We start from the raw sequence: 17,975 nt of genomic DNA, 5'->3' as shown, positions 1-17,975 counted from the left end.
AGGGCCGACGGGTCCGGGGCGCGGTGCCAGTACCCCTGCATCGTCTCCGGGTCCGTCGTCGTGTGGATCCATATCGCCGCGCCCTTCGCCGCCGACGGCTCCGGATACACCCGCCGAACGCACTGTGTTCCTCGTCTCATTGGCGACGATCGACAGCAGCCACGGCTTGAACGCCGAGCCGTCCCGGAACCGCCCCAGCGCGCGATACGCCTTGAAGGAGGACTGCTGCGCCAACGTCCTCGGCGTCCGAGCCCGCGCCGAGGGCCGCAGCCGCGCGCAGCGCCACGCCTGTGAAGGCGCGCACCAGGTCGGCGTACGCCTCCGGCTCGTCCGCGCGCACCCGTGCGATGACCGCCGCCTCGTCGACGCCGATGCCGTCCCCCACCGGCGCCCGCCCCTCCGCGCTCCCCGGAGCCTCTTGAAGAGCCTTCCCCCGTGCACTCACACTCTTGGTACACCGCCCGGACCGAATCGGTTCCCACCCGTCACGCACCAGTTCCCGACCAACGGGCGACACCTGAGAGAATGCTGAGCATGGCCTCTGAACGCCCGCCCGTCACCCACCACCACCCTCAGGGGAATGGCTCCGCCATGCACCATCGTCCGCGTGTGCTCTCCGGAATCCAGCCCACCGCAGGCTCGTTCCACCTCGGCAACTACCTGGGCGCGGTCCGCCAGTGGGTGGCCCTCCAGGAGTCCCACGACGCCTTCTACATGGTCGTGGACCTGCACGCGATCACGGTCCCGCAGGACCCGGCCGAGCTGCGCGCGAACACCCGCCTCGCCGCCGCCCAGCTCCTCGCCGCCGGGCTCGACCCCGAGCGCTGCACGCTGTTCGTCCAGAGCCACGTCCCCGAGCACGCCCAGCTCGCCTGGGTCATGAACTGCCTCACCGGCTTCGGCGAGGCCAGCCGCATGACGCAGTTCAAGGACAAGTCGGCCAAGCAGGGCGCCGACCGCGCGTCGGTGGGCCTGTTCACGTACCCGGTCCTCCAGGTCGCGGACATCCTGCTCTACCAGGCCAACGAGGTGCCGGTCGGCGAGGACCAGCGCCAGCACATCGAGCTGACCCGGGACCTCGCCGAGCGCTTCAACGGCCGCTTCGGGCAGACGTTCAAGGTCCCCTCGCCGTACATCCTCAAGGAGACGGCGAAGATCTACGACCTGCAGGACCCGGCGATCAAGATGAGCAAGTCGGCGTCCACGCCGAAGGGCCTCGTCAACCTGCTCGACGAGCCCAAGGCCACCGCGAAGAAGGTCAAGAGCGCGGTCACCGACACCGACACGGTGATCAAGTACGACCCCGTGGACAAGCCGGGCGTCAGCAACCTCCTGACCATTTACTCCACGCTCACGGGCACCGGTATCGCGGAACTTGAGCAGAAGTACACCGGCAAGGGCTACGGTGCGCTGAAGACCGACCTCGCCGAGGTCATGGTCGAGTTCGTGACCCCGTTCCGGGACCGCACCCAGGAGTACCTGGACGACCCGGAGACGCTCGACTCGATCCTGGCCAAGGGCGCGGAGAAGGCTCGTGCCGTCGCGGCGGAGACCCTGGCCCAGGCGTACGACAAGGTGGGCTTCCTGCCCGCCAAGCACTGAGCTCCACCCGAGCGACCCGACCGAGCACCACCCCGCCGTCCGGCACGGCGGCGACCCCTGCCCACCAACACGACGACAGGAGTACGACGTGGGGACCGTAACGATCGGTGTGTCGATCGCGGTCCCGGAGCCACACGGCAGCCTGCTCCAGGAGCTGCGCGCCGGCTTCGGGGACCCCGCCGCCCACGGCATCCCCACGCACGTCACACTGGTGCCGCCGACCGAGGTGGAGTCCAGGTCGCTGCCCGCCATCGAGGACCACCTGACGGCGGTCGCCGCCGCCGGACGCCCGTTCCCGATGCGGCTCTCCGGGACGGGAACCTTCCGGCCGCTGTCGCCCGTTGTCTTCGTGCAGGTCGTCGAGGGCGGCTCGGCCTGCTCGTGGCTCCAGGAGAGAGTCCGCGACACCTCGGGTCCGCTCGTACGGGAACTGCAGTTCCCGTACCACCCGCATGTCACCGTCGCCCACGGCATCGCGGAAGAAGCCATGGACCGGGCCTACGAGGAGCTCGCCGAGTACGAGGCCGAGTGGCCCTGCACCGGCTTCGCGCTGTACGAGCAGGGGGCCGACGGCGTCTGGCGCAAGCTGCGCGAATTCGTCTTCGGGGGGACGACGGTTCCCCCGCAGGCGGGTGCTCCCGCCGCGCGGGGTACGCTGCCCGCCCGCTGACCGGGCGGGACTCGGGGGGACCCGGGAGGTGCCGGACGGGGGCTTCGGTGAAGGCGTACAGAGCCGTGGCGGGCGTGATCGCCGGAGCGCTGCTCCTGGCCGGGTGCGGCGGGGACGGCGGTGACCCCGCGGGCGACGCGGACGGATCACGCGCGCCGGGACGGCCGGGCCCCGCCAAGGGCGGCTCCTGGAAGATCGTGCACATCGACAAGCGGGCCAGGGGCACGGTGGAGGCCGTCGTGGCCGCTGCCGAGGACGACATCTGGGCCGCGGGCGCCGACCAGGGCGCGGCGCGGCCCGACAGCTATCTGCTGCGCCACGACGGCTCCACGTGGCGGCGCACCCCGCTGCCCGCCGCGCTGGGCGGACGCATCTCCCAGCCCCGGCTCGACGCGTCCGGGCCCGACAACGTGTGGCTCCACGGGGTGGCGCCCTCGGTCGGCTCCCGCATCGCCCGCTGGGACGGCACCCGCTGGCGCGCCGTCCCGCGGCCGCCCGTCGAGGGCGCCGTCGGCGACCTCAAGGCCTTCGCGCCCGACGACGTGTGGGCGCTCGTCGGCGGGAAGGCCGCGCACTGGGACGGCAGCCGCTGGACCGTCACCTCGCTGCCCGCCGTCGCCAACGGGCTCGACGGGAGCTCCGGGGACCACGTGTGGGCCGTCGGGTACCGCGACAGCGGGCCCGGCGTGGGCGGTGCCGGGGGCGAGAAGACGCAGCCCGCGGCCATGCGCTGGGACGCCCGCGCCCGCGCCTGGAAGCTCACGCCGACGCCCGCCTTCCGTTTCCCCGACCCCGTCCCGCCGGGGCCCGGCGCCTCCCTCGACGGGGTGCTCGCCGTGTCCCGCGACGAGGTGTGGGCGTACGGCATGCACTCCTTCGACCGGGGCGAGTCGCCGACCGGACCGTCCGCCGAGCGCGTCCTGCTCCGCTGGGACGGCGCGCGCTGGCGGCAGCAGGCGGACGCCGACACCGACCCCTGCCTGTCGCGGCCGCCCGTCGCCCACGACGGCGCGGGTGGCCTCCTCTTCGAACGGCACCGGTTCCGCGCCGCCGACGGGTCCTGCCGCAAGGTCCCCTGGGAGCGGCTGCCCGCCGGCGGCGCGGTCACCGCGGGGGGCAAGCAGCAGTTGTGGTTCGAGGGGGTGGGGCGGGTGCCTGGGACCAAGGGGTTCGTGGGGGGCGGGAAGGTGTATGTGATGCAGAGCGGGAATCCGTTGGCGTTGCCTGTGGTGGCGGTCTACGAGCGCTGAGTCCCGGCCTCGGCTTCCGGCTTCCGGCCTCCGGCTTTCGGATTTCGACTTCCGGTGCCCCGCTTCCGGCTCTCCGTTGCTTCCGGCTCCCGCGTCGGCTTGCGGCTTTCGTTCAGACCGGTAGGCGGCGGAACACCGGGCGTGGGACGTGGCGCAGCGCCGACATCACCACGCGCAGCGCTCCCGGTACCCACACCGTCTCCGAGCGGCGGCGCAGACCCGTCTCGATGGCCTCCGCCACCGCTTCCGGCGTCGTCGCCATCGGTGCCTCCTCCAGGCCCGCCGTCATCTTCGACCGTACGAAGCCGGGGCGTACGACCATGACGTGCACGCCCGTTCCGTGCAGCGCGTCGCCGAGGCCCTGGGCGAAGGCGTCCAGGCCCGCCTTGCTGGAGCCGTAGATGAAGTTGGCCCTGCGGGCGCGTTCGCCCGCCACCGAGGACAGGACCACCAGGGAGCCGTGGCCCTGCGTCTGCAGGGCCCTGGCGCAGACCAGGCCCGCCGAGACCGCTCCCGTGTAGTTCGTCTGCGCCACCCTCACCGCCGCCAAGGGGTTGTCCTCGTCCTTCGCCTGGTCGCCCAGGATGCCGAACGCCAGGAGGACCATGTCGATGTCGTTCTCTGCGAAGAGGGGGGCGAGGGTGGGGGTGTGGGACTCCGCGTCCAGGGCGTCGAAGGGGATCGTCGTGGCGTCCGCGCCCAGGTCGCGGAGGTGTTGGGCTGCCTGCTCCAAGGCGGGGGAGGGGCGGCCTGCCAGCCAGATCCTGCGGGTTCTGCGGGTTGCCAGACGGGTGGCTGTGGCCAGGGCGATTTCGGACGTGCCGCCGAGGATCAGGAGGGACTGGGGGGTGCCGAAGGCGTCTTTCACGGGGGTCCTTGGGGGGTGTGTGGTTGGTGGGTGCGGGTGGTGGGCCCTGCGGGGCGTTCCCCAGTCCCGCCCCTTCCCGAAACCGGGGCTCCGCCCCTGGACCCCGGGGTGGGGGCCCGTGGCGGGTGGGACGGGGGCGCCGCCGAATCGGCGCTTCGCGCCTCGTCCTCAAACGCCGGACGGGCTGAAATGGCCTGGTCGTCAGGCGCCGGGCGGGTGGGAGACGGGGGTCTGGGGGCGGAGCCCCGAGGGGGTCAGAGGGTCAGGCGGCGGGAGAGGTCTGAGCGGAAGAGGGACGTGGGGTCGAGGGACTGGCGGAGGGTGCGGAAGTCGGGGAGGCGGGGGTACATCGCGGTGAGGGTCTCGGGGCGCAGACGGGAGTCCTTGGCGAGGTAGACGCGGCCGCCCGCCGAGGCCACCTCGGTGTCGAGCTCGTCCAGGAGGGCGGCGAGGCCGGGAAGGTTCGCGGGGATGTCGAGGGCCAGGGTCCAGCCGGGCATGGGGAAGGAGAGCCAGCCGGGGTCGGCGTCGCCGAAGCGTTTGAGGACGGCGAGGAAGGACGGGCAGCGGTGGGCGGAGATGCGGTGGACGATGCGGCGGAGGGTTTCCTCGGCGCCGTATCCGACCACGAATTGGTACTGGACGAAACCGGTGGGGCCGTAGACCCGGTTCCAGTGCGGGACGCCGTCCAAGGGGTGGAAGAAGGCGGAGAGCTTCTGGAGCTGGCCGGTGCGGGAGCGGGGCGCCTTGCGGTACCAGAGCTCGTTGAAGAGCCCCACTGAGCGCCGCCCGAGGAGCCCTTCGGGGACGAAGCGGGGCGCGGCCGGGAGCTGCCGGGGGCGGAAGGCGAGGGGGGCGGTGCGGGCGCGGGCGGGGAGGGCGTCGAGGGGGGCGTGGTCGCCGCGGGTGAGGACCGCGCGGCCGGTCGCGGCGCCGCGGGCGAGCAGGTCGATCCAGGCGACGGAGTAGCGGTAGCGGTGGTCGGTCGCGGTGAGGCGGGCCATCAAGTCGTCGAGGTCGGCGGCGCGTTCGGTGTCGACGGCCATCAGGGACGTCTCGACGGGGTGGAGCTGGAGGGTCGCGGACAGGACGACGCCGGTCAGGCCCATGCCGCCGGCCGTCGCGTCGAAGAGGGGGCTGCCCGGCTCGACGGTGCGCACCGTGCCGTCGGCCGTGAGCAGGTCGAGGGAGAGGACGTGGCGGGCGAAGGAGCCGGACACGTGATGGTTCTTGCCGTGGATGTCGGCGCCGATCGCGCCGCCGACGGTGACGTACCGGGTGCCGGGGGTCACCGGCACGAACCAGCCGAGCGGCAACAGCACTTCCATCAGGCGGTGCAGCGAGACGCCCGCGTCGCACACGACCGTGCCCGCGTCCGCGTCGATGGCGTGCACGCGGTCCAGGCCCGTCATGTCGAGGACCGCGCCGCCCGCGTTCTGCGCGGCGTCCCCGTACGCGCGCCCGAGCCCGCGCGCGATCCCGCCGCGTTCGGCGCAGACGCGCAGCGCGGCCACGGCCTCCTCGTGCGTGCGGGGGCGCACCACGTGGGCGGCGGAGGGCGCGGTCCGGCCCCAGCCGGTGAGGGGGACGGGGACGCGCGCCGGGGCGGACGCGGGGGCTGAGGGCTGGGTGGCTGGCATGCCTGTGACCGTATCGCCCGTTATCTGATGGCTTGCTCACCTCCGTTGCTCTCCTCACCGAAATGGGTGATTGAGGGAGTGTCATTAAAGATTGCCGTAGTTATTGAGGGTTTTGGTAGAAGAGTCGATATGTGATTAATGAGCGGATTATGGAGGAGGAGGGGAGCGGGGTGCTGCGTGCCGTCGATCTCCGGCTGCTGGCCGCGCTGCGCGACTGCGGGCGCGACCCGCGCGTGGCCGCCGCCGCCCGCGCCCTGTCGTGGAGCGGCGAGCACGGCGCGCTCTGGCTGGCCGGGGGCCTCGCGGGCGCGGCGCTCGACCGCGAGCGGCGTGCCGACTGGCTGCGCGCCGCCGCGCTCACCGCGGCGGCGCACCTGGCGAGCATGGGCGTGAAGCGGATCGTGCGACGGCCGCGGCCCGGCCACGTCGAGCCGCTGGTGCGCACCGCGGGCCGCCACTCCTTCCCCAGCTCGCACGCCACGTCGGCCGCCGCGGCTGCCGTCGCGTACGGCGCGCTGCGCCCGGCCGGAGCCCGCCTCGTGCCACCCCTCGCCGCCGCGATGTGCGTGTCCCGCATGGTCGTCGGCGTGCACTACCCGTCGGACGTCGCGGCGGGCGCCGCCCTCGGCGCGGTCGCCGCCCGCGCGGGCCGGACCTGGACGGGAGGCCTGACCGATGGCTGAACGAGCCGCCACAGCCGAACGAGCCGCCGTCCTGGAACAGCGGGGCCCCCTCGGCCCCCGCGCCCCGAAACCCGGCCCCGGCGGGCTCCCGCTGGGCCTCCTGAAGACCGCCCGCCCCCGCCAATGGGTCAAGAACGTCCTGGTCATCGCCGCCCCCGCGGCCGCGGGCGAGCTGTTCTCGCGGCACGCCCTGACCCAAGTCGCCCTGGTCTTCGCCCTGTTCACGGCCGCGGCGGCCGCCGTCTACCTCATCAACGACGCCCGCGACGCCGAGGCCGACCGCGCCCACCCCACCAAGTGCCGCCGCCCCGTGGCCGCCGGACAGGTCCCGGTGCCCGTCGCGTACGCCGTCGGCGGGCTGCTCGCCGCCCTCGCGCCCGCCGCCGCGGCCGTCCTGTGCACCCCGCTCACGGCGGTGCTCCTGGCCGCGTACGTCGTGATGCAACTCGCGTACTGCGTCAGCCTCAAGCACGTCCTCGTCGTCGACCTCGCCGTCGTCACCACCGGATTCCTGATGCGGGCGATGATCGGCGGTGTCGCGCTCGGCATCCCGCTGTCGCGCTGGTTCCTGATCACCACCGGCTTCGGGGCGCTGTTCATGGTGTCCGCCAAGCGCTACTCCGAGGCCGTGCAGATGGAGCGGGCCGCCGAGGCCGCCGCGGCGGCCGGGCGCACCCAACGGCTCGGTGCGACGCGCGCGTTGCTCACCTCGTACACGACCGGCTATCTGCGGTTCGTGTGGCAGCTCGCGGCCGGGGTCGCCGTCCTCGCGTACTGCCTGTGGGCCATGGAGAGCGGCGGCATCGAGGGCAACGGGCTGCTGCCGTGGCGGCAGCTCTCGATGGTCGCCTTCATCCTCGCGATCCTGCGGTACGCCGTCTTCGCCGACCGCGGCACGGCCGGTGAGCCGGAGGACGTCGTCCTGCGCGACCGCGCCCTCGCCCTGATCGGCCTGGTGTGGCTCGCCATGTACGGGTTCGCGGTCGCGGACTGGTGAGGGGTTTCCCGGCCCGGCGGGTGCGGGCCGCCGGGCCCGAGCTGGCCGCGTTCGCCGCCGTCGGGCTGTGCGCGTACGCCGCCGACCTCGGGCTCTTCCTCTGGCTGCGCGGGCCCGCCGGCCTCGACCCGCTCACCGCCAAGGCCCTCTCCTTCGTGGCCGGATGCAGCGTGGCGTACACGGGCAACGCCCTCGGCACCTATCGGCGGGCGCCGGACGGCGGCTCGCGGCTGCGCCAGTACGGGATCTTCTTCGCCGTCAACGTCGCGGGCGCCCTCGTCCAGCTCCTGTGCCTCGCGGTCTCCCACTACGGCCTCGGCCTCACCTCGCGGCGCGCCGACACGGTGTCGGGGGCGGGAATCGGGATGGCACTGGCCACTGTCCTGCGATTCTGGGGTACCCGGACCCTGGTGTTCCGTTACCGGGGCGCGGCAACCGCACAGGTGAGGCAGGCGAGACAGGTGACACAGACGACATGGACTGGCTGAAGAAGCTCCCCGGCATCGGCCCGCTCGTCGAGCGGCTCATGCGCACGCACACATGGCACTCCTACGAACGCCTCGACAGCGTCCACTGGAGCAGGCTCGCGGCCGCGATGACGTTCATCAGCTTCATCGCGCTCTTCCCACTGATCACCGTGGCCGCCGCGATCTCCGCCGCCACGCTCAGCGAGAGCCAGGTGAAGCGCATCGAGGACAAGATCTCCGAGCAGGTCCCGGGGATCTCCGACCAGCTCGACCTGGACGCCCTGATCGCCAACGCGGGCACCGTCGGCCTCGTCGCGGGCGCGCTGCTCCTGTTCACCGGCGTGGGCTGGGTCGGCTCCATGAGGGAGTGCCTGCGCGCGGTCTGGGAGCTCGACGACACCGACGAGAACCCGGTGCTTCGCAAGCTCAAGGACCTCGGGGTGCTCGCCGGGCTCGGCGGCGCGGGCCTCGCCTCGCTGCTCGCCTCCGCCATCGCCTCGACGGCGGTCGGCTGGACGGCCGACCAACTCGGCGTCGACCGGGACGGCGCCGGTGGCGTGCTCCTCCAGGTCCTCGCGTTCGCCATCGCCGTCCTCGCGGACTTCCTGCTCCTGCTGTACGTCCTGACGCTGCTGCCCGGCGTGCAGCCGCCCCGGCGCGCGCTCCTCGTCGCCGCGCTGATCGGCGCGGCCGGGTTCGAACTCCTGAAGGTGCTGCTCGGCAGCTATATGAAGGGCGTCGCGGCGAAGAGCATGTACGGCGCGTTCGGCGTGCCCGTCGCCCTGCTCCTGTGGATCAACTTCACCGCGAAGCTGCTGCTCTTCTGCGCCGCGTGGACGGCGACGAGCAAGGGCGCGGGCTCCGCCACGGCGGCGGAGCCCGCGGAGGCCGTCAGGAACGGCGGCGACGCACCAGGTCGGGCAGCGGCCAGCGACGGTTGAGCAGGAACAGACCGGCCGCGATCAGCGCGAGCACACCGGCGGTGACGCCGAGCGCCACACCCATGCCGCCGGACTTGCCGTCGGACGAGCTGGCCGCGTTCTCGGCGCCGCCCGCCTGTCCCTTGGGCGCGCCCTTGCCGGAACCCGTGCTCGCGCCCTTGGGGGCGACCAGCTCACCGACGGGCGTGACCTTGCCGCTGGCGGCGAAGCCCCAGTCGAGCAGCCGGGCCGTCTCCCGGTAGACCGCGTGGTCCTCGCCGGAGTCGGGGTTCATGACGGTGACGAGCAGCACCTTGCCGTCGCGCTCGGCGACGCCCGTGAAGGTGTTGCCCGCGTTCGTCGTGGAGCCGTTCTTGACGCCCGCGATGCCCTTGTACGGCTCCATGCCCAGGTCGCCGGTCAGGAGCCGGTTGGTGTTCTGGATCTCGAAGGGCTCACGCTTCGTCTTGCCCTTGTTCTTGCCCTTCTTGATCTTCTCCGTCGCGCCGGGGAACTTCGCGGTGGCCGTCGAGCAGTACTCCCGGAAGTCCTTCTTCTGCAGGCCGGAGCGGGCGAACAGGGTCAGGTCGTACGCGGACGACACCTGGCCCTTCTCGTCGTAGCCGTCGGGCGTGACGACGTTCGTGTCGAGGGCCTGCAGCTCCTCGGCGTGCGCCTGCATGTCCTTGACGGTCTGCGAGACGCCGCCGTTCATCGCCGAGAGGACGTGCACCGCGTCGTTGCCGGAGCGCAGGAACACCCCGAGCCACAGGTCGTGCACGGAGTACGTCTCGTTCTCCTTGACGCCGACCATGCTGCTGCCCGCGCCGATGCCCTCCAGGTCCTTCAGCTCGACCTTGTGCTTCTGGTTCTTCGGGAACTTCGGCAGCACCGTGTCCGCGAACAGCATCTTCAGGGTGCTGGCCGGGGCGAGCCGCCAGTGTGCGTTGTGCGCGGCGAGGACCTCGCCGGACTCGGCGTCCGACACCATCCAGGACCGGGCCGACAGCTTCTTCGGCAGCACCGGGGCGCCGCCCTTCAGGTTCACCTGCGTACCCGGCTTGCCGAGGCGCGCGCCGCCGACCGTCGACATCGAAGCGGGCGGCTTCGGCTTGCCCGTCCCATCCGATCCACCGCCCGGTTTGTCGTCGGCGAACGCGGTGGTGGCGGTCGACAGGGACAGCAGCGTCGCCGTGGCGAGCAGCACGGCGGTCTTTTTCGAGACAGGCACGGACGGAAGCGTACGGGGCCGCTCCGGGACCACCGCCGCCGAGGTCGGCTCGGCTCCCGTCGCCCCGCCGCCTGCTCCCGACGCCCCACCCCGAAGGCCACGCGTCAGGCCGGATCGTGATACTGAGCGTATGAAGCTCAGCCGCCCCGTCTCCTGGTTCCTGCTCGCCTTCGGCGTGTGGAGCTGGTTCATCTGGATCACTTTCGTCAAGAACCTGTGGAAGGACGGCAGCGGGCTCGCCTTCGACGACGCGGACAAGCCGACGGGGTACTTCTGGGTGCACCTGACGCTTGCCGTTGTCTCCTTTGCCTTGGGGACGGTGGTAGGGACCATCGGGTTCCGTGGCGTCCGCGCACTGCGCCGAACGTCATAGCCATGGGCATCCTCCTGGGGGTGCTCATCGGGGCAGGAGTGCTCGCCGCTTTCGGCGGGCTGCTCTGGTACGTGTGGCGCCGCGTCGTCCGCGACACGACGCGCCCCCGCACGGCCTGGCGCCGAGCGGGCACGGCTCTCTTCTTCACGGGCCCGGTCCTGATGTTCACGGCCCTCGCGGCCGAGCGCGGCGGCGCGCCCTTCCTCCTCCAGCAGCTCCTGGCCTGGCCGGGCTTCCTGTGGATGGCGTTCGCGCTGTACCTGCTGCTGGCGCTGGTGGCGGGGGAGGCGGTGCGTCCGCTGCTGCGCCGATGGCTGACGCGGCGGTCCCGCCCGGCGCGGGATGAGGGGCCGGATCCAGCCCGTCGGTCACAGGAGACGGAGGCGGTTTCAGCCCGTCGGACACAGGAGGCGGAGGCGGTTTCAGCCTGTCCGGCGCTTGAGGACGAGGCCCGAAGGGACAACGAAGCGGGGACAGGGGCGCAGCCCCATCAGCCCGAAGGGCCCCACGACAACGCCCCCGAAGAGGCGCAGCGGAAGCCCCCGGCGACGCCCCGAAAGGGCGAGGCCGGGGACATCACCCGGCGCCTCTTCGTGTCCCGCACAGTGGCAGGCACCGCCGCGGCCCTCGCGACGGCAACGGTCGGCTACGGCACGTACGACGTCCTCAGAGGCCCGCGGATCAAGCGCGTGACGGTTCCGCTGGCCAAACTCCCGCGCGCCGCGCACGGCTACCGCATCGCGGTGGTGAGCGACGTCCATCTGAGCCCCGTCCTCGGCGAGGGCTTCGCGCGCCGCGTGGTCGACACGGTCAACTCCACGCAGCCGGACCTGATCGCCGTGGTCGGCGACCTGGTGGACGGGGACGTGGCGGACCTGGCGGGCGCGGCCCGCCCCCTCGCGGACCTGCGGGCGCGCCACGGGGCGTTCTTCGTCACGGGCAACCACGAGTACTTCTCGGGCGCCGAGCAGTGGGTCGAGCACGTCCGGGAGCTCGGCCTGCGCCCCCTGGAGAACGCCCGCACCGAGCTGCCGTACTTCGACCTCGCCGGGGTCAACGACGTCCAGGGCGAGGGCGAGGGCGAAGGCCCCGACTTCGGCAAGGCGCTCGGCGACCGCGACCGCACCCGCACCTCGGTCCTCATGGCCCACCAGCCCGTCGTCATCCACGACGCCGTCAAGCACGGCGTGGACCTCCAACTGTCCGGCCACACCCACGGCGGCCAGCTGTGGCCCAACAACTTCATCGCCGACCTCGCCAACCCGACCCTCGCGGGCCTGGAGCGCTACGGCGACACCCAGCTGTACGTGACGCGCGGCGCCGGAGCGTGGGGCCCGCCCGTGCGCGTGGGCGCCCCGTCCGACATCACCGTCGTGGAGCTGGCGTCCCCGAGGGCGTGAACGGACCCGGGCCGAAGGTCTCGGCGGCGGGCGACACGGCCCCCGTGACCGACGTCGGCTCCGGCTCCGGCAGCGGCTGCGTCCGGTGCGGGGGCTCCGTGGGCCGCGGCGGCGCCGCCGGACGGGGCGGGGCGGGCGTGCGGGGGAGCGTGACCAGGACGGTCAGGCCCTCGCCGGGCGCCGTACCGACCGACACCTCACCGCCGTGGGCGCCCACCACGCCCTGCACGATGGCCATGCCGAGCCCGCTGCCCGCGCCCCGGCCCGCGCGGAAGAACCGGTCGAAGACCCGGGCCGCGTCCGCCGCGGGGAGCCCCGGCCCCTGGTCGGCCACCGTCAGCCGGACCACGCCCTCGCACCGGTCGAGGGCGAGCCGCACGGGGGTGTCGGGGGGCGTGTGCGTACGGACGTTGGCCAGCAGGTTCGCGAGGACCTTCCGCAGGCCCTGCTCGTCGGCCTGGACGAGGATCGCGCCGTCGGCGGACACCGTGAGCGGCCGGTCCGGCTCCTGCGCCCGCAGGTCGTCGGCCGCGTCCCGGACCAGGCGGCTCAGGTCGACCGAGCGGAAGCGGAGTTCGGGCTGCTGGTCCAGGCGGGCCAGGGTGAGCAGCTCCTCCACGAGGTGGTTCATGCGGTCGGTCTCGGCGTTGACGCGGTCCCAGGCGCGGGCGCGGTCCTCGGGGGTGCTCAGCATCCCCTTGTCGTACAGCTGGAGGTAGCCGCGGATCGCGGACAGCGGGGTGCGCAGCTCGTGCGAGGCGTCCGCGACGAACTGGCGCAGCTGGGCCTCGCTGCGCTCGCGGGTCGCGAACGCCGTCTCGACCTGCTGGAGCATGGAGTTGAGCGCGAGCCGCAGCTGCTCGGTCTCCATCACCGCGGCCCGGCTGGAGGGCACACGGCGTTTCAGGTCGCCGTCGGCGATCGCGGACGCCGTCTCCACCATGTCCTCCAGCGGGCGCAGCCGCTGGTGCGCGGAGACCATCGTGAGGACGGCGAGCAGCCCGAGCAGGACGGCCCCGAAGGCGAGGTCGAGCTTGAGTGCCTTGCCGACGCCCGACTGCACGTTCTCCGTCGACGACGCCATGAGCAGCACCGAGTCGTCCTTCAGGCGCACGCCGATCGCGCGGTAGGAGTCGCCGCCGAGCGTCAGGTCCTGCGGCGAGGTGTGCCGCGCGAACGCGTGCGGGTCGCCGACGGCACGCGCCAACTCGTACTGGCGGGCGGTCGGCGGCAGCGGGCCGATGTCGACCGGCTCGCCCGCGGCGTCGACCGCGAGGAACGCCGACTCCGCGAGCGGCAGGCCGTTGGCCTTGCTGGGGCCCTCCGACAGGTGCTCAAGGGCGCCGAGCCCGGTGAGGTCCTGGATGTCCTTGAGCGTGAGACCGCTGTTGCGCAACGCCGAGCGGGACGCGGACAGCTCGGTGTCGACGTTGTCGAGCAGGTAGTGCCGCATGCCCATCAGGCTCACGGCGGTCGCCGCCACGATGCCGAGGGCGAGCAGCGCCACGTTCACGAGCGTGAGCTTGGCGCGCAGCGAGCCCATGCCGAACCGCCGGTTCGGGCCACGGCCGGAGCGCGGGGCGCGGCCCGGGGTGGTGCGGGCGGGCACGGCGGCGCGTGGGCGCAGCAGGGCGCGCGGGCGGAAGGCGGGGCGCGGACGCGGGGCGGGGCGCGGGCCGGGGGCGCGGAGCCTCATGCCAGCCCGTACCCGACGCCGCGCCGCGTCGTGATGAGCGGTGGCCCCACCTGGTCGAGCTTGCGCCGCAGATAGCTGACGTAGGTCTCGACGACGGTCGACTCCGCCGCGTGCTCGATGTTCCACACATGGCGCAGCAACTGCTCCTTGGGCACGACCCGGCCGCCGTTGCGGACCAGGAAGCGCAGCAGCGCGTACTCCGTCGGGGTCAGCTGCACCGAGCCGCCCTCGCGCCGCACCACATACGTCGTCTCGTCCAGCTCCAGGTCGCCGTAGCGCAGCGGCGGCCGCTGCGGCAGTACGTCATGGGGGCGCACCCGGCGAAGCACCGCGCCGATGCGGGCCACGACCTCGTCGATGTTGAACGGCTTGGTGATGTAGTCGTCGCCGAAGCCGAGCGCGCCCACGACCTCCGCGGGCGCGTCCCGCGCGGTGAGGAACACCAGCGCCAACTCGGGCATCCGTGCCCGCAGTTCCCGGCCAAGGGCCCGGCCGTCGCCGTCGGGCAGCATCACGTCGAGCAGCGCGCAGTCGGGGCGGGTGCGGTCGGCGGCGGCCAGGGCCTCGCGGACCGTGCCCGCGGTCATCACGTCGAAGTGGTGGTAGCGCAGGGCGATGGCGAGGACGTCGGCGATGGACGGCTCGTCCTCGACGACGAGGACCGTGGCGCGGCCCCGCGCGTCGGCGCCCCCGGCGGCCGAAGCGGCTGCGACATCTGTTCCCCGGTGACCTTCGGCGTGGCTCATGTCCCCAGTATCCGCACGTGCGTTGCACGAAGGGTGGGGTCCGCCCTTTGGAGTTCCTTGAGAATCACGGCCGTAACGCGCCGTTGGCCGGGCGGACCCCTGATGCTGGGCGCGGAGCCCGGGACAGCGGCGGAATCCACACGGAGCGAGGGAGGGTGAGTCGTGGCGGCATGGGCGCGGTGGTGCTATCGGCACCGCCTTGTGGTCGTCGTGCTGTGGCTGGGCGCGCTGCTCGGCCTCGGCAAGGAGGGCCCCATCACGGCCTTCCTGCCCGTCATCATGCTGTCGCTGCTCTTCGGCCTGTCCATGGACTACCAGGTGTTCCTGGTGAGCCGCGTGCACGAGGAGTGGGCGCACACCCACGACAACGCCCGCGCGGTCCGCGTCGGCCTCGCCGAGACCGGCCGCGTCATCAACTGCGCGGCGCTCATTGTGATCTGCGTGTTCTCTGTGTTCGTGCTCGGCGGCGACACGGAGGGCGCGATGGCCGGCATCGGCCTCGCCGTGGCCGTCGCCCTCGGCGCCTTCATCCTGCGGGCGGCCCTCGTGCCCGCCGCGATGCACCTCCTCGGCCGCGCCAACTGGTGGCTCCCGGCCTGGCTCGACCGCTGCCTGCCGCACCTGGCCGTCGAGCCGAAGGAGGCGGAGCCGCCCGCTCCCGAGGACCTGGAGGTCCTGGTGGCGGCGGCCCTCGGCACCCCGCGCCCGCCGGTCTCCCCGGCCACCCCCGGCCCGCGGGGCCCGGCGGGCGCGGGTGGTTCAACCGGGGTGAACCCGTACGGGGCCGCGCACGCCTACGAGGCGAAGGACGGCACCCGCGACACCTCCGGGGAGGCGGCCAAGCCGCTGCCCCCGTACGACGGCCAGGGGCCCGCGACCCCGTACGGCCCCTACCGACCCGGGCGCCGGACTGCCCCCGGCGCCCGCACACCCGGCGTCCCCGGCCCGCGCACACCCGGAGCACCCGGGTCCCGCGGCGCGGCCAAAGGACATGGCGCACCCAGGGAGGACGACGCGCCCATGGCAGGCGACACACCCAGGGAAGGCGGCGCCCCCGGCCCGTACGGCCCCGTCGTCCACGGATTCATCGTCACGCCGGACGGCGACCCCATCCACAGCGTGACGCTCACGCTGCTGTCCAAGGGCGGCAGCCAACTGGACCGGGTGTCGTCCCTGGCCGACGGCTCCTACATCCTCGCCGCCCCCGCCCCCGGCGTGTACGTGCTGGCGGCGACGGCCCCCGGATACGCCTCGAAGGCCCGCCACATCATGCTCGGCGACGGGCCGTTGACGTACGACCTGGAGCTGGTGGAGGCGGTGGGCGGCGGAGTGAACGCCGTGACCTGACCCCGCACCGGCCGGTACGGGTCCCGACCCGACCGGACCGGCCTGGACTCGGCCGGTGGGCGGAGCTGCACCCGCCCACCGGCCTCACCGCCGGGACACCCGCCCGCCGACGACCCGAGCCCACGGGACGGCGAGCGGGAGGACCGGCACAGCGGTGGCCGCCCACCCGTGGGGGCGGCCACCGCTGCTCACGCCGTGCGGCCCGCGGGGACAGTGGTCCCGCCCGGGATCGGGCCCGCCGCCCGACGAACCCCGCCCGGAGCCACCGCTCCGCCCCCGCCGCACCTCGCCCGTCAACTGCGCCCGCAGCCGCCGCAGTCCGCGGTGCAGCGCCATCCGGACGGCACCGGGCCGCTTGCCGAGGACCCGGGCCGCGCTCGGCCCGTCCATGCCCATCACCACGCCCAGGTAGACGGCCCGGCCCTGGTCCGGCGGCAGCCCGGCGACCAGGTCGAGGGCGTCGTCGGTCGACAGCGCCTCCAGGACCTCGTCCGCGGTGTCGCGGGCGGCCGGTACGTCGAGCGCGTCGCCGTCGGTGAGGCTCAGGCGGGGGCGGCTCAGGCGGCGGCGGACGTGGTCGCGGGCGCGGTTGCGGGCGATGACGGCCGCCCAGCGGCGGAAGTCGCCGCCGTCGCCGGTGAAGCGCCGCAGATCACGGGCGATCTGCAGCCACGCCTCCGACGCCACGTCCTCCGACTCGTCCCCGACGATGCCGCGCACATAGCCGAGCAGGCCCGGGTGCACCCACTGGTACACCGTCGCGAACGCGGCCTCGTCCCCCTCCTTGGCGGCGGCGAGGGCGCGCGTCAGCTCCGCGTCGCCGATCCTCGTACGCCCGCCGGGGCCCGCCGACGCGCGGTCCCCCCGGCCCGCGCGTCCACCGCCCCCGGGGCCCCGGTCGCCGGGCTCCCGGCCCTCGGATCCCCGGCCCTCAGGCTGTGCGTCCCCGGCCTTCCGGCCCTCACGCTGTTGGTCCCCACCCGCGCCCACGCGCTCCTCTTAACCCCCGCTGACACTGCGCACCGTGCCCGTGCCCCCATGGCCCTGCGGCCCCGTGCGTCCCCGGTCCGCTACCGTCGCGCGGGTTCCGGCTCCGCATCGGGCGCCGGGGCGGTCCGTCGGCCCGGCAGCGTCAGATAGAAGGTCTGGAGGGACTCCGCCGCCCCCGCCTCGTACCGGTTGACGACCTTCCCCAGCGGGCTCCACACCCGCCCGTCCGGCATCCGGACGCCGACGGTCTGCCCGAAGAACTCCCGCTGGCTGTCGTCGAAGTCGATCCACGCGGCCCCCGCCCGGCGCACCAGGACCTCACCGACGTACGCCCCGAAACCGAACAGCGCCCCCGCGACCTCCGCCCGCTCGCGCCCGTCCTTGCGCAGCCCGTCCAGGACGAAGTCCACGACGCGCAGGCTCCGTACGGAGAAGTCCAAGGGCAATCGGTTGCGCTCCGTCACATGCGCGACGAACCTGCGCGTGTACCCGCGCATCTCGTCGGCTCGCGGCGGTCTCTTCCCCTCACCGGCCATTCTTCCCCACCCCTTTGGCCTTGCCCCCGCGTGTGCGGGAGCACCGAACGCACTCTCCGCTTAACAAGCGCAACCAGGATCCCAGGCGTCACGGGTGCCGTCGGTGTCCCTTCTCACATGCCCAACTCGCCCTGTCTGTACAACCTTTACGGCTGATCGGCCGTCCGCGAGGCGCCGCGGAATGCCCGATTTCGGCACGGCGTGGTGACGGGGCGGCGCCGTGTTGTACAACCACCGCGCCCATCGGGTGAGGGCCTGTCGGGGCGAGTGGGGAGGGGCGAAGGGCGTGGAGATTCCCGGGCTTTCGGAGGACGTGGTGGAGCTGGGCGAGGAGGAGAAGGCGGGGCTCGTGGGGGAAGTGCCGGACCGGCGGGTGGTGTTGGTGGGGGTGGTGCTGTTGGTGATCTGCGCGGGCTTCGTCGTCAGGGCGCTGTGGGGGGCGTGATGGGGGTGCTGCGCCGAGGGGGATGGGGGTGCTGCGCCGAGGGGGATGGGGGTGCTGCGCCGAGAGGGATCGGGGTGCCGCTTCGGGTGCGACCGGGGTGCCGCGCCCAGCGTG

The 17,975-nt window shown here is 73.4% G+C and carries 17 protein-coding genes and 3 pseudogenes; 12 read left to right on the top strand and 8 right to left on the bottom strand.

Going from position 1 to position 17,975, the window contains the following annotated elements; genetic code table 11:
• Positions 1-87 precede the first annotated feature (87 nt).
• Positions 88-385, bottom strand: a pseudogene (locus tag ACZ6BG_RS11855) (RNA polymerase sigma factor); the annotation flags it as partial.
• A gap of 206 nt (positions 386-591) precedes the next feature.
• Between ACZ6BG_RS11855 and trpS the strand changes: the two are divergent.
• From trpS to ACZ6BG_RS11840, 3 genes are all read left to right on the top strand, one after another.
• Complete coding sequence (gene trpS, locus ACZ6BG_RS11850; RefSeq protein WP_468999738.1) at positions 592-1,602, top strand: tryptophan--tRNA ligase; 1,011 nt, start codon at positions 592-594, stop codon at positions 1,600-1,602.
• 88 nt (positions 1,603-1,690) lie between these two features.
• A complete protein-coding gene (locus tag ACZ6BG_RS11845) occupies positions 1,691-2,272 on the top strand; it encodes a 2'-5' RNA ligase family protein (RefSeq protein WP_468999737.1) in 582 nt (193 codons plus the stop codon).
• Between the two features lie 47 nt (positions 2,273-2,319).
• Complete coding sequence (locus ACZ6BG_RS11840) at positions 2,320-3,522, top strand: beta propeller repeat protein (RefSeq protein WP_468999736.1); 1,203 nt, start codon at positions 2,320-2,322, stop codon at positions 3,520-3,522.
• A gap of 112 nt (positions 3,523-3,634) precedes the next feature.
• Here the strand turns inward: ACZ6BG_RS11840 and ACZ6BG_RS11835 are convergent, their stop codons facing one another.
• The gene (locus tag ACZ6BG_RS11835) at positions 3,635-4,390 is read right to left on the bottom strand and encodes a decaprenylphospho-beta-D-erythro-pentofuranosid-2-ulose 2-reductase (RefSeq protein ID WP_468999735.1); all 756 of its coding nucleotides are present in this window, start codon (positions 4,388-4,390) and stop codon (positions 3,635-3,637) included.
• A gap of 254 nt (positions 4,391-4,644) precedes the next feature.
• Positions 4,645-6,030: an FAD-binding protein gene (locus ACZ6BG_RS11830; RefSeq protein WP_468999734.1), complete on the bottom strand. Its 1,386-nt coding sequence runs from the start codon at positions 6,028-6,030 to the stop codon at positions 4,645-4,647.
• A gap of 149 nt (positions 6,031-6,179) precedes the next feature.
• Here ACZ6BG_RS11830 and ACZ6BG_RS11825 point away from each other — a divergent pair, with 149 nt between their 5' ends.
• From ACZ6BG_RS11825 to ACZ6BG_RS11810, 4 genes are read left to right on the top strand one after another with little or no spacing between them, the layout of a single operon-like run.
• A complete protein-coding gene (locus ACZ6BG_RS11825; RefSeq protein ID WP_468999733.1) occupies positions 6,180-6,713 on the top strand; it encodes a phosphatase PAP2 family protein in 534 nt (177 codons plus the stop codon).
• Positions 6,706-7,710, top strand: coding sequence for a decaprenyl-phosphate phosphoribosyltransferase (locus ACZ6BG_RS11820; protein ID WP_468999732.1), 1,005 nt, complete (start codon positions 6,706-6,708; stop codon positions 7,708-7,710). The genes ACZ6BG_RS11825 and ACZ6BG_RS11820 overlap by 8 nt, the downstream gene beginning before the upstream one ends.
• Positions 7,707-8,198 (top strand): GtrA family protein, encoded by a 492-nt coding sequence (locus ACZ6BG_RS11815; protein ID WP_468999731.1) that lies wholly within the window; start codon positions 7,707-7,709, stop codon positions 8,196-8,198. Before ACZ6BG_RS11820 ends, ACZ6BG_RS11815 begins: the two co-directional genes overlap by 4 nt.
• Positions 8,186-9,118 carry a YihY/virulence factor BrkB family protein gene (locus ACZ6BG_RS11810; protein ID WP_468999730.1) on the top strand — a complete coding sequence of 311 codons (933 nt, stop codon included), beginning with the start codon at positions 8,186-8,188 and terminating at the stop codon, positions 9,116-9,118. Before ACZ6BG_RS11815 ends, ACZ6BG_RS11810 begins: the two co-directional genes overlap by 13 nt.
• On the opposite strand, the gene ACZ6BG_RS11805 is transcribed toward ACZ6BG_RS11810, so the two are convergent.
• Complete coding sequence (locus tag ACZ6BG_RS11805) at positions 9,069-10,328, bottom strand: D-alanyl-D-alanine carboxypeptidase family protein (protein ID WP_468999729.1); 1,260 nt, start codon at positions 10,326-10,328, stop codon at positions 9,069-9,071. The two genes, ACZ6BG_RS11810 and ACZ6BG_RS11805, sit on opposite strands and share 50 nt — an antisense overlap.
• A 130-nt stretch (positions 10,329-10,458) precedes the next feature.
• Between ACZ6BG_RS11805 and ACZ6BG_RS11800 the strand changes: the two genes are divergently transcribed.
• Complete coding sequence (locus ACZ6BG_RS11800; protein WP_380844518.1) at positions 10,459-10,701, top strand: SCO4848 family membrane protein; 243 nt, start codon at positions 10,459-10,461, stop codon at positions 10,699-10,701.
• A gap of 2 nt (positions 10,702-10,703) precedes the next feature.
• Entirely contained in the window at positions 10,704-12,101 is a 1,398-nt protein-coding gene (locus tag ACZ6BG_RS11795; protein WP_468999728.1) for a metallophosphoesterase, read from the top strand.
• Here the strand turns inward: ACZ6BG_RS11795 and ACZ6BG_RS11790 are convergent.
• Together ACZ6BG_RS11790 and ACZ6BG_RS11785 are read right to left on the bottom strand one after the other, a co-directional pair.
• Entirely contained in the window at positions 12,067-13,644 is a 1,578-nt protein-coding gene (locus ACZ6BG_RS11790) for a sensor histidine kinase (RefSeq protein ID WP_469000242.1), read from the bottom strand. The two genes, ACZ6BG_RS11795 and ACZ6BG_RS11790, sit on opposite strands and share 35 nt — an antisense overlap.
• Positions 13,645-13,793: 149 nt before the next feature.
• Positions 13,794-14,543: a response regulator transcription factor gene (locus ACZ6BG_RS11785; protein WP_468999727.1), complete on the bottom strand. Its 750-nt coding sequence runs from the start codon at positions 14,541-14,543 to the stop codon at positions 13,794-13,796.
• 216 nt (positions 14,544-14,759) lie between these two features.
• On the opposite strand from ACZ6BG_RS11785, the pseudogene ACZ6BG_RS11780 reads away from it, so the two are divergent.
• Both ACZ6BG_RS11780 and ACZ6BG_RS11775 read left to right on the top strand, forming a co-directional pair.
• A pseudogene (locus ACZ6BG_RS11780) lies at positions 14,760-15,206 on the top strand (MMPL family transporter); the annotation flags it as partial.
• Between the two features lie 357 nt (positions 15,207-15,563).
• The gene (locus ACZ6BG_RS11775) at positions 15,564-15,890 is read left to right on the top strand and encodes a carboxypeptidase-like regulatory domain-containing protein (protein WP_469000240.1); all 327 of its coding nucleotides are present in this window, start codon (positions 15,564-15,566) and stop codon (positions 15,888-15,890) included.
• Positions 15,891-16,178: 288 nt separating this feature from the next.
• Here the strand turns inward: ACZ6BG_RS11775 and ACZ6BG_RS11770 are convergent.
• Both ACZ6BG_RS11770 and ACZ6BG_RS11765 read right to left on the bottom strand, forming a co-directional pair.
• A pseudogene (locus ACZ6BG_RS11770) lies at positions 16,179-16,715 on the bottom strand (RNA polymerase sigma factor); the annotation flags it as partial.
• Between the two features lie 245 nt (positions 16,716-16,960).
• Positions 16,961-17,416 carry a hypothetical protein gene (locus tag ACZ6BG_RS11765; protein WP_468999726.1) on the bottom strand — a complete coding sequence of 152 codons (456 nt, stop codon included), beginning with the start codon at positions 17,414-17,416 and terminating at the stop codon, positions 16,961-16,963.
• A 286-nt stretch (positions 17,417-17,702) separates the two neighbouring features.
• Between ACZ6BG_RS11765 and ACZ6BG_RS11760 the strand changes: the two genes are divergently transcribed.
• Positions 17,703-17,861: a hypothetical protein gene (locus tag ACZ6BG_RS11760; RefSeq protein ID WP_468999725.1), complete on the top strand. Its 159-nt coding sequence runs from the start codon at positions 17,703-17,705 to the stop codon at positions 17,859-17,861.
• Positions 17,862-17,975: the final 114 nt, after the last annotated feature.

The sequence above is a fragment of the Streptomyces sp. NPDC041205 genome (assembly GCF_055591765.1).
Note: the sequence above shows the minus strand (reverse complement) of the source record. Positions and strands in the feature narration are given on the sequence as shown.

What these genes read in the sequence shown, in the direction of transcription:
- ACZ6BG_RS11810 (WP_468999730.1), top strand. Translation starts at nt 8,186, where the DNA reads ATGGACTGGCTGAAGAAGCTCCCCGGCATCGGCCCGCTCGTCGAGCGG.
- ACZ6BG_RS11825 (WP_468999733.1), top strand. Translation starts at nt 6,180, where the DNA reads ATGGAGGAGGAGGGGAGCGGGGTGCTGCGTGCCGTCGATCTCCGGCTG.
- ACZ6BG_RS11800 (WP_380844518.1), top strand. Translation starts at nt 10,459, where the DNA reads ATGAAGCTCAGCCGCCCCGTCTCCTGGTTCCTGCTCGCCTTCGGCGTG.
- ACZ6BG_RS11775 (WP_469000240.1), top strand. Translation starts at nt 15,564, where the DNA reads ATGGCAGGCGACACACCCAGGGAAGGCGGCGCCCCCGGCCCGTACGGC.
- ACZ6BG_RS11765 (WP_468999726.1), bottom strand. Translation starts at nt 17,416, where the DNA reads ATGGCCGGTGAGGGGAAGAGACCGCCGCGAGCCGACGAGATGCGCGGG.
- ACZ6BG_RS11785 (WP_468999727.1), bottom strand. Translation starts at nt 14,543, where the DNA reads ATGAGCCACGCCGAAGGTCACCGGGGAACAGATGTCGCAGCCGCTTCG.
- trpS (WP_468999738.1), top strand. Translation starts at nt 592, where the DNA reads ATGCACCATCGTCCGCGTGTGCTCTCCGGAATCCAGCCCACCGCAGGC.
- ACZ6BG_RS11790 (WP_469000242.1), bottom strand. Translation starts at nt 13,644, where the DNA reads ATGGGCTCGCTGCGCGCCAAGCTCACGCTCGTGAACGTGGCGCTGCTC.
- ACZ6BG_RS11820 (WP_468999732.1), top strand. Translation starts at nt 6,706, where the DNA reads ATGGCTGAACGAGCCGCCACAGCCGAACGAGCCGCCGTCCTGGAACAG.
- ACZ6BG_RS11795 (WP_468999728.1), top strand. Translation starts at nt 10,704, where the DNA reads ATGGGCATCCTCCTGGGGGTGCTCATCGGGGCAGGAGTGCTCGCCGCT.
- ACZ6BG_RS11830 (WP_468999734.1), bottom strand. Translation starts at nt 6,030, where the DNA reads ATGCCAGCCACCCAGCCCTCAGCCCCCGCGTCCGCCCCGGCGCGCGTC.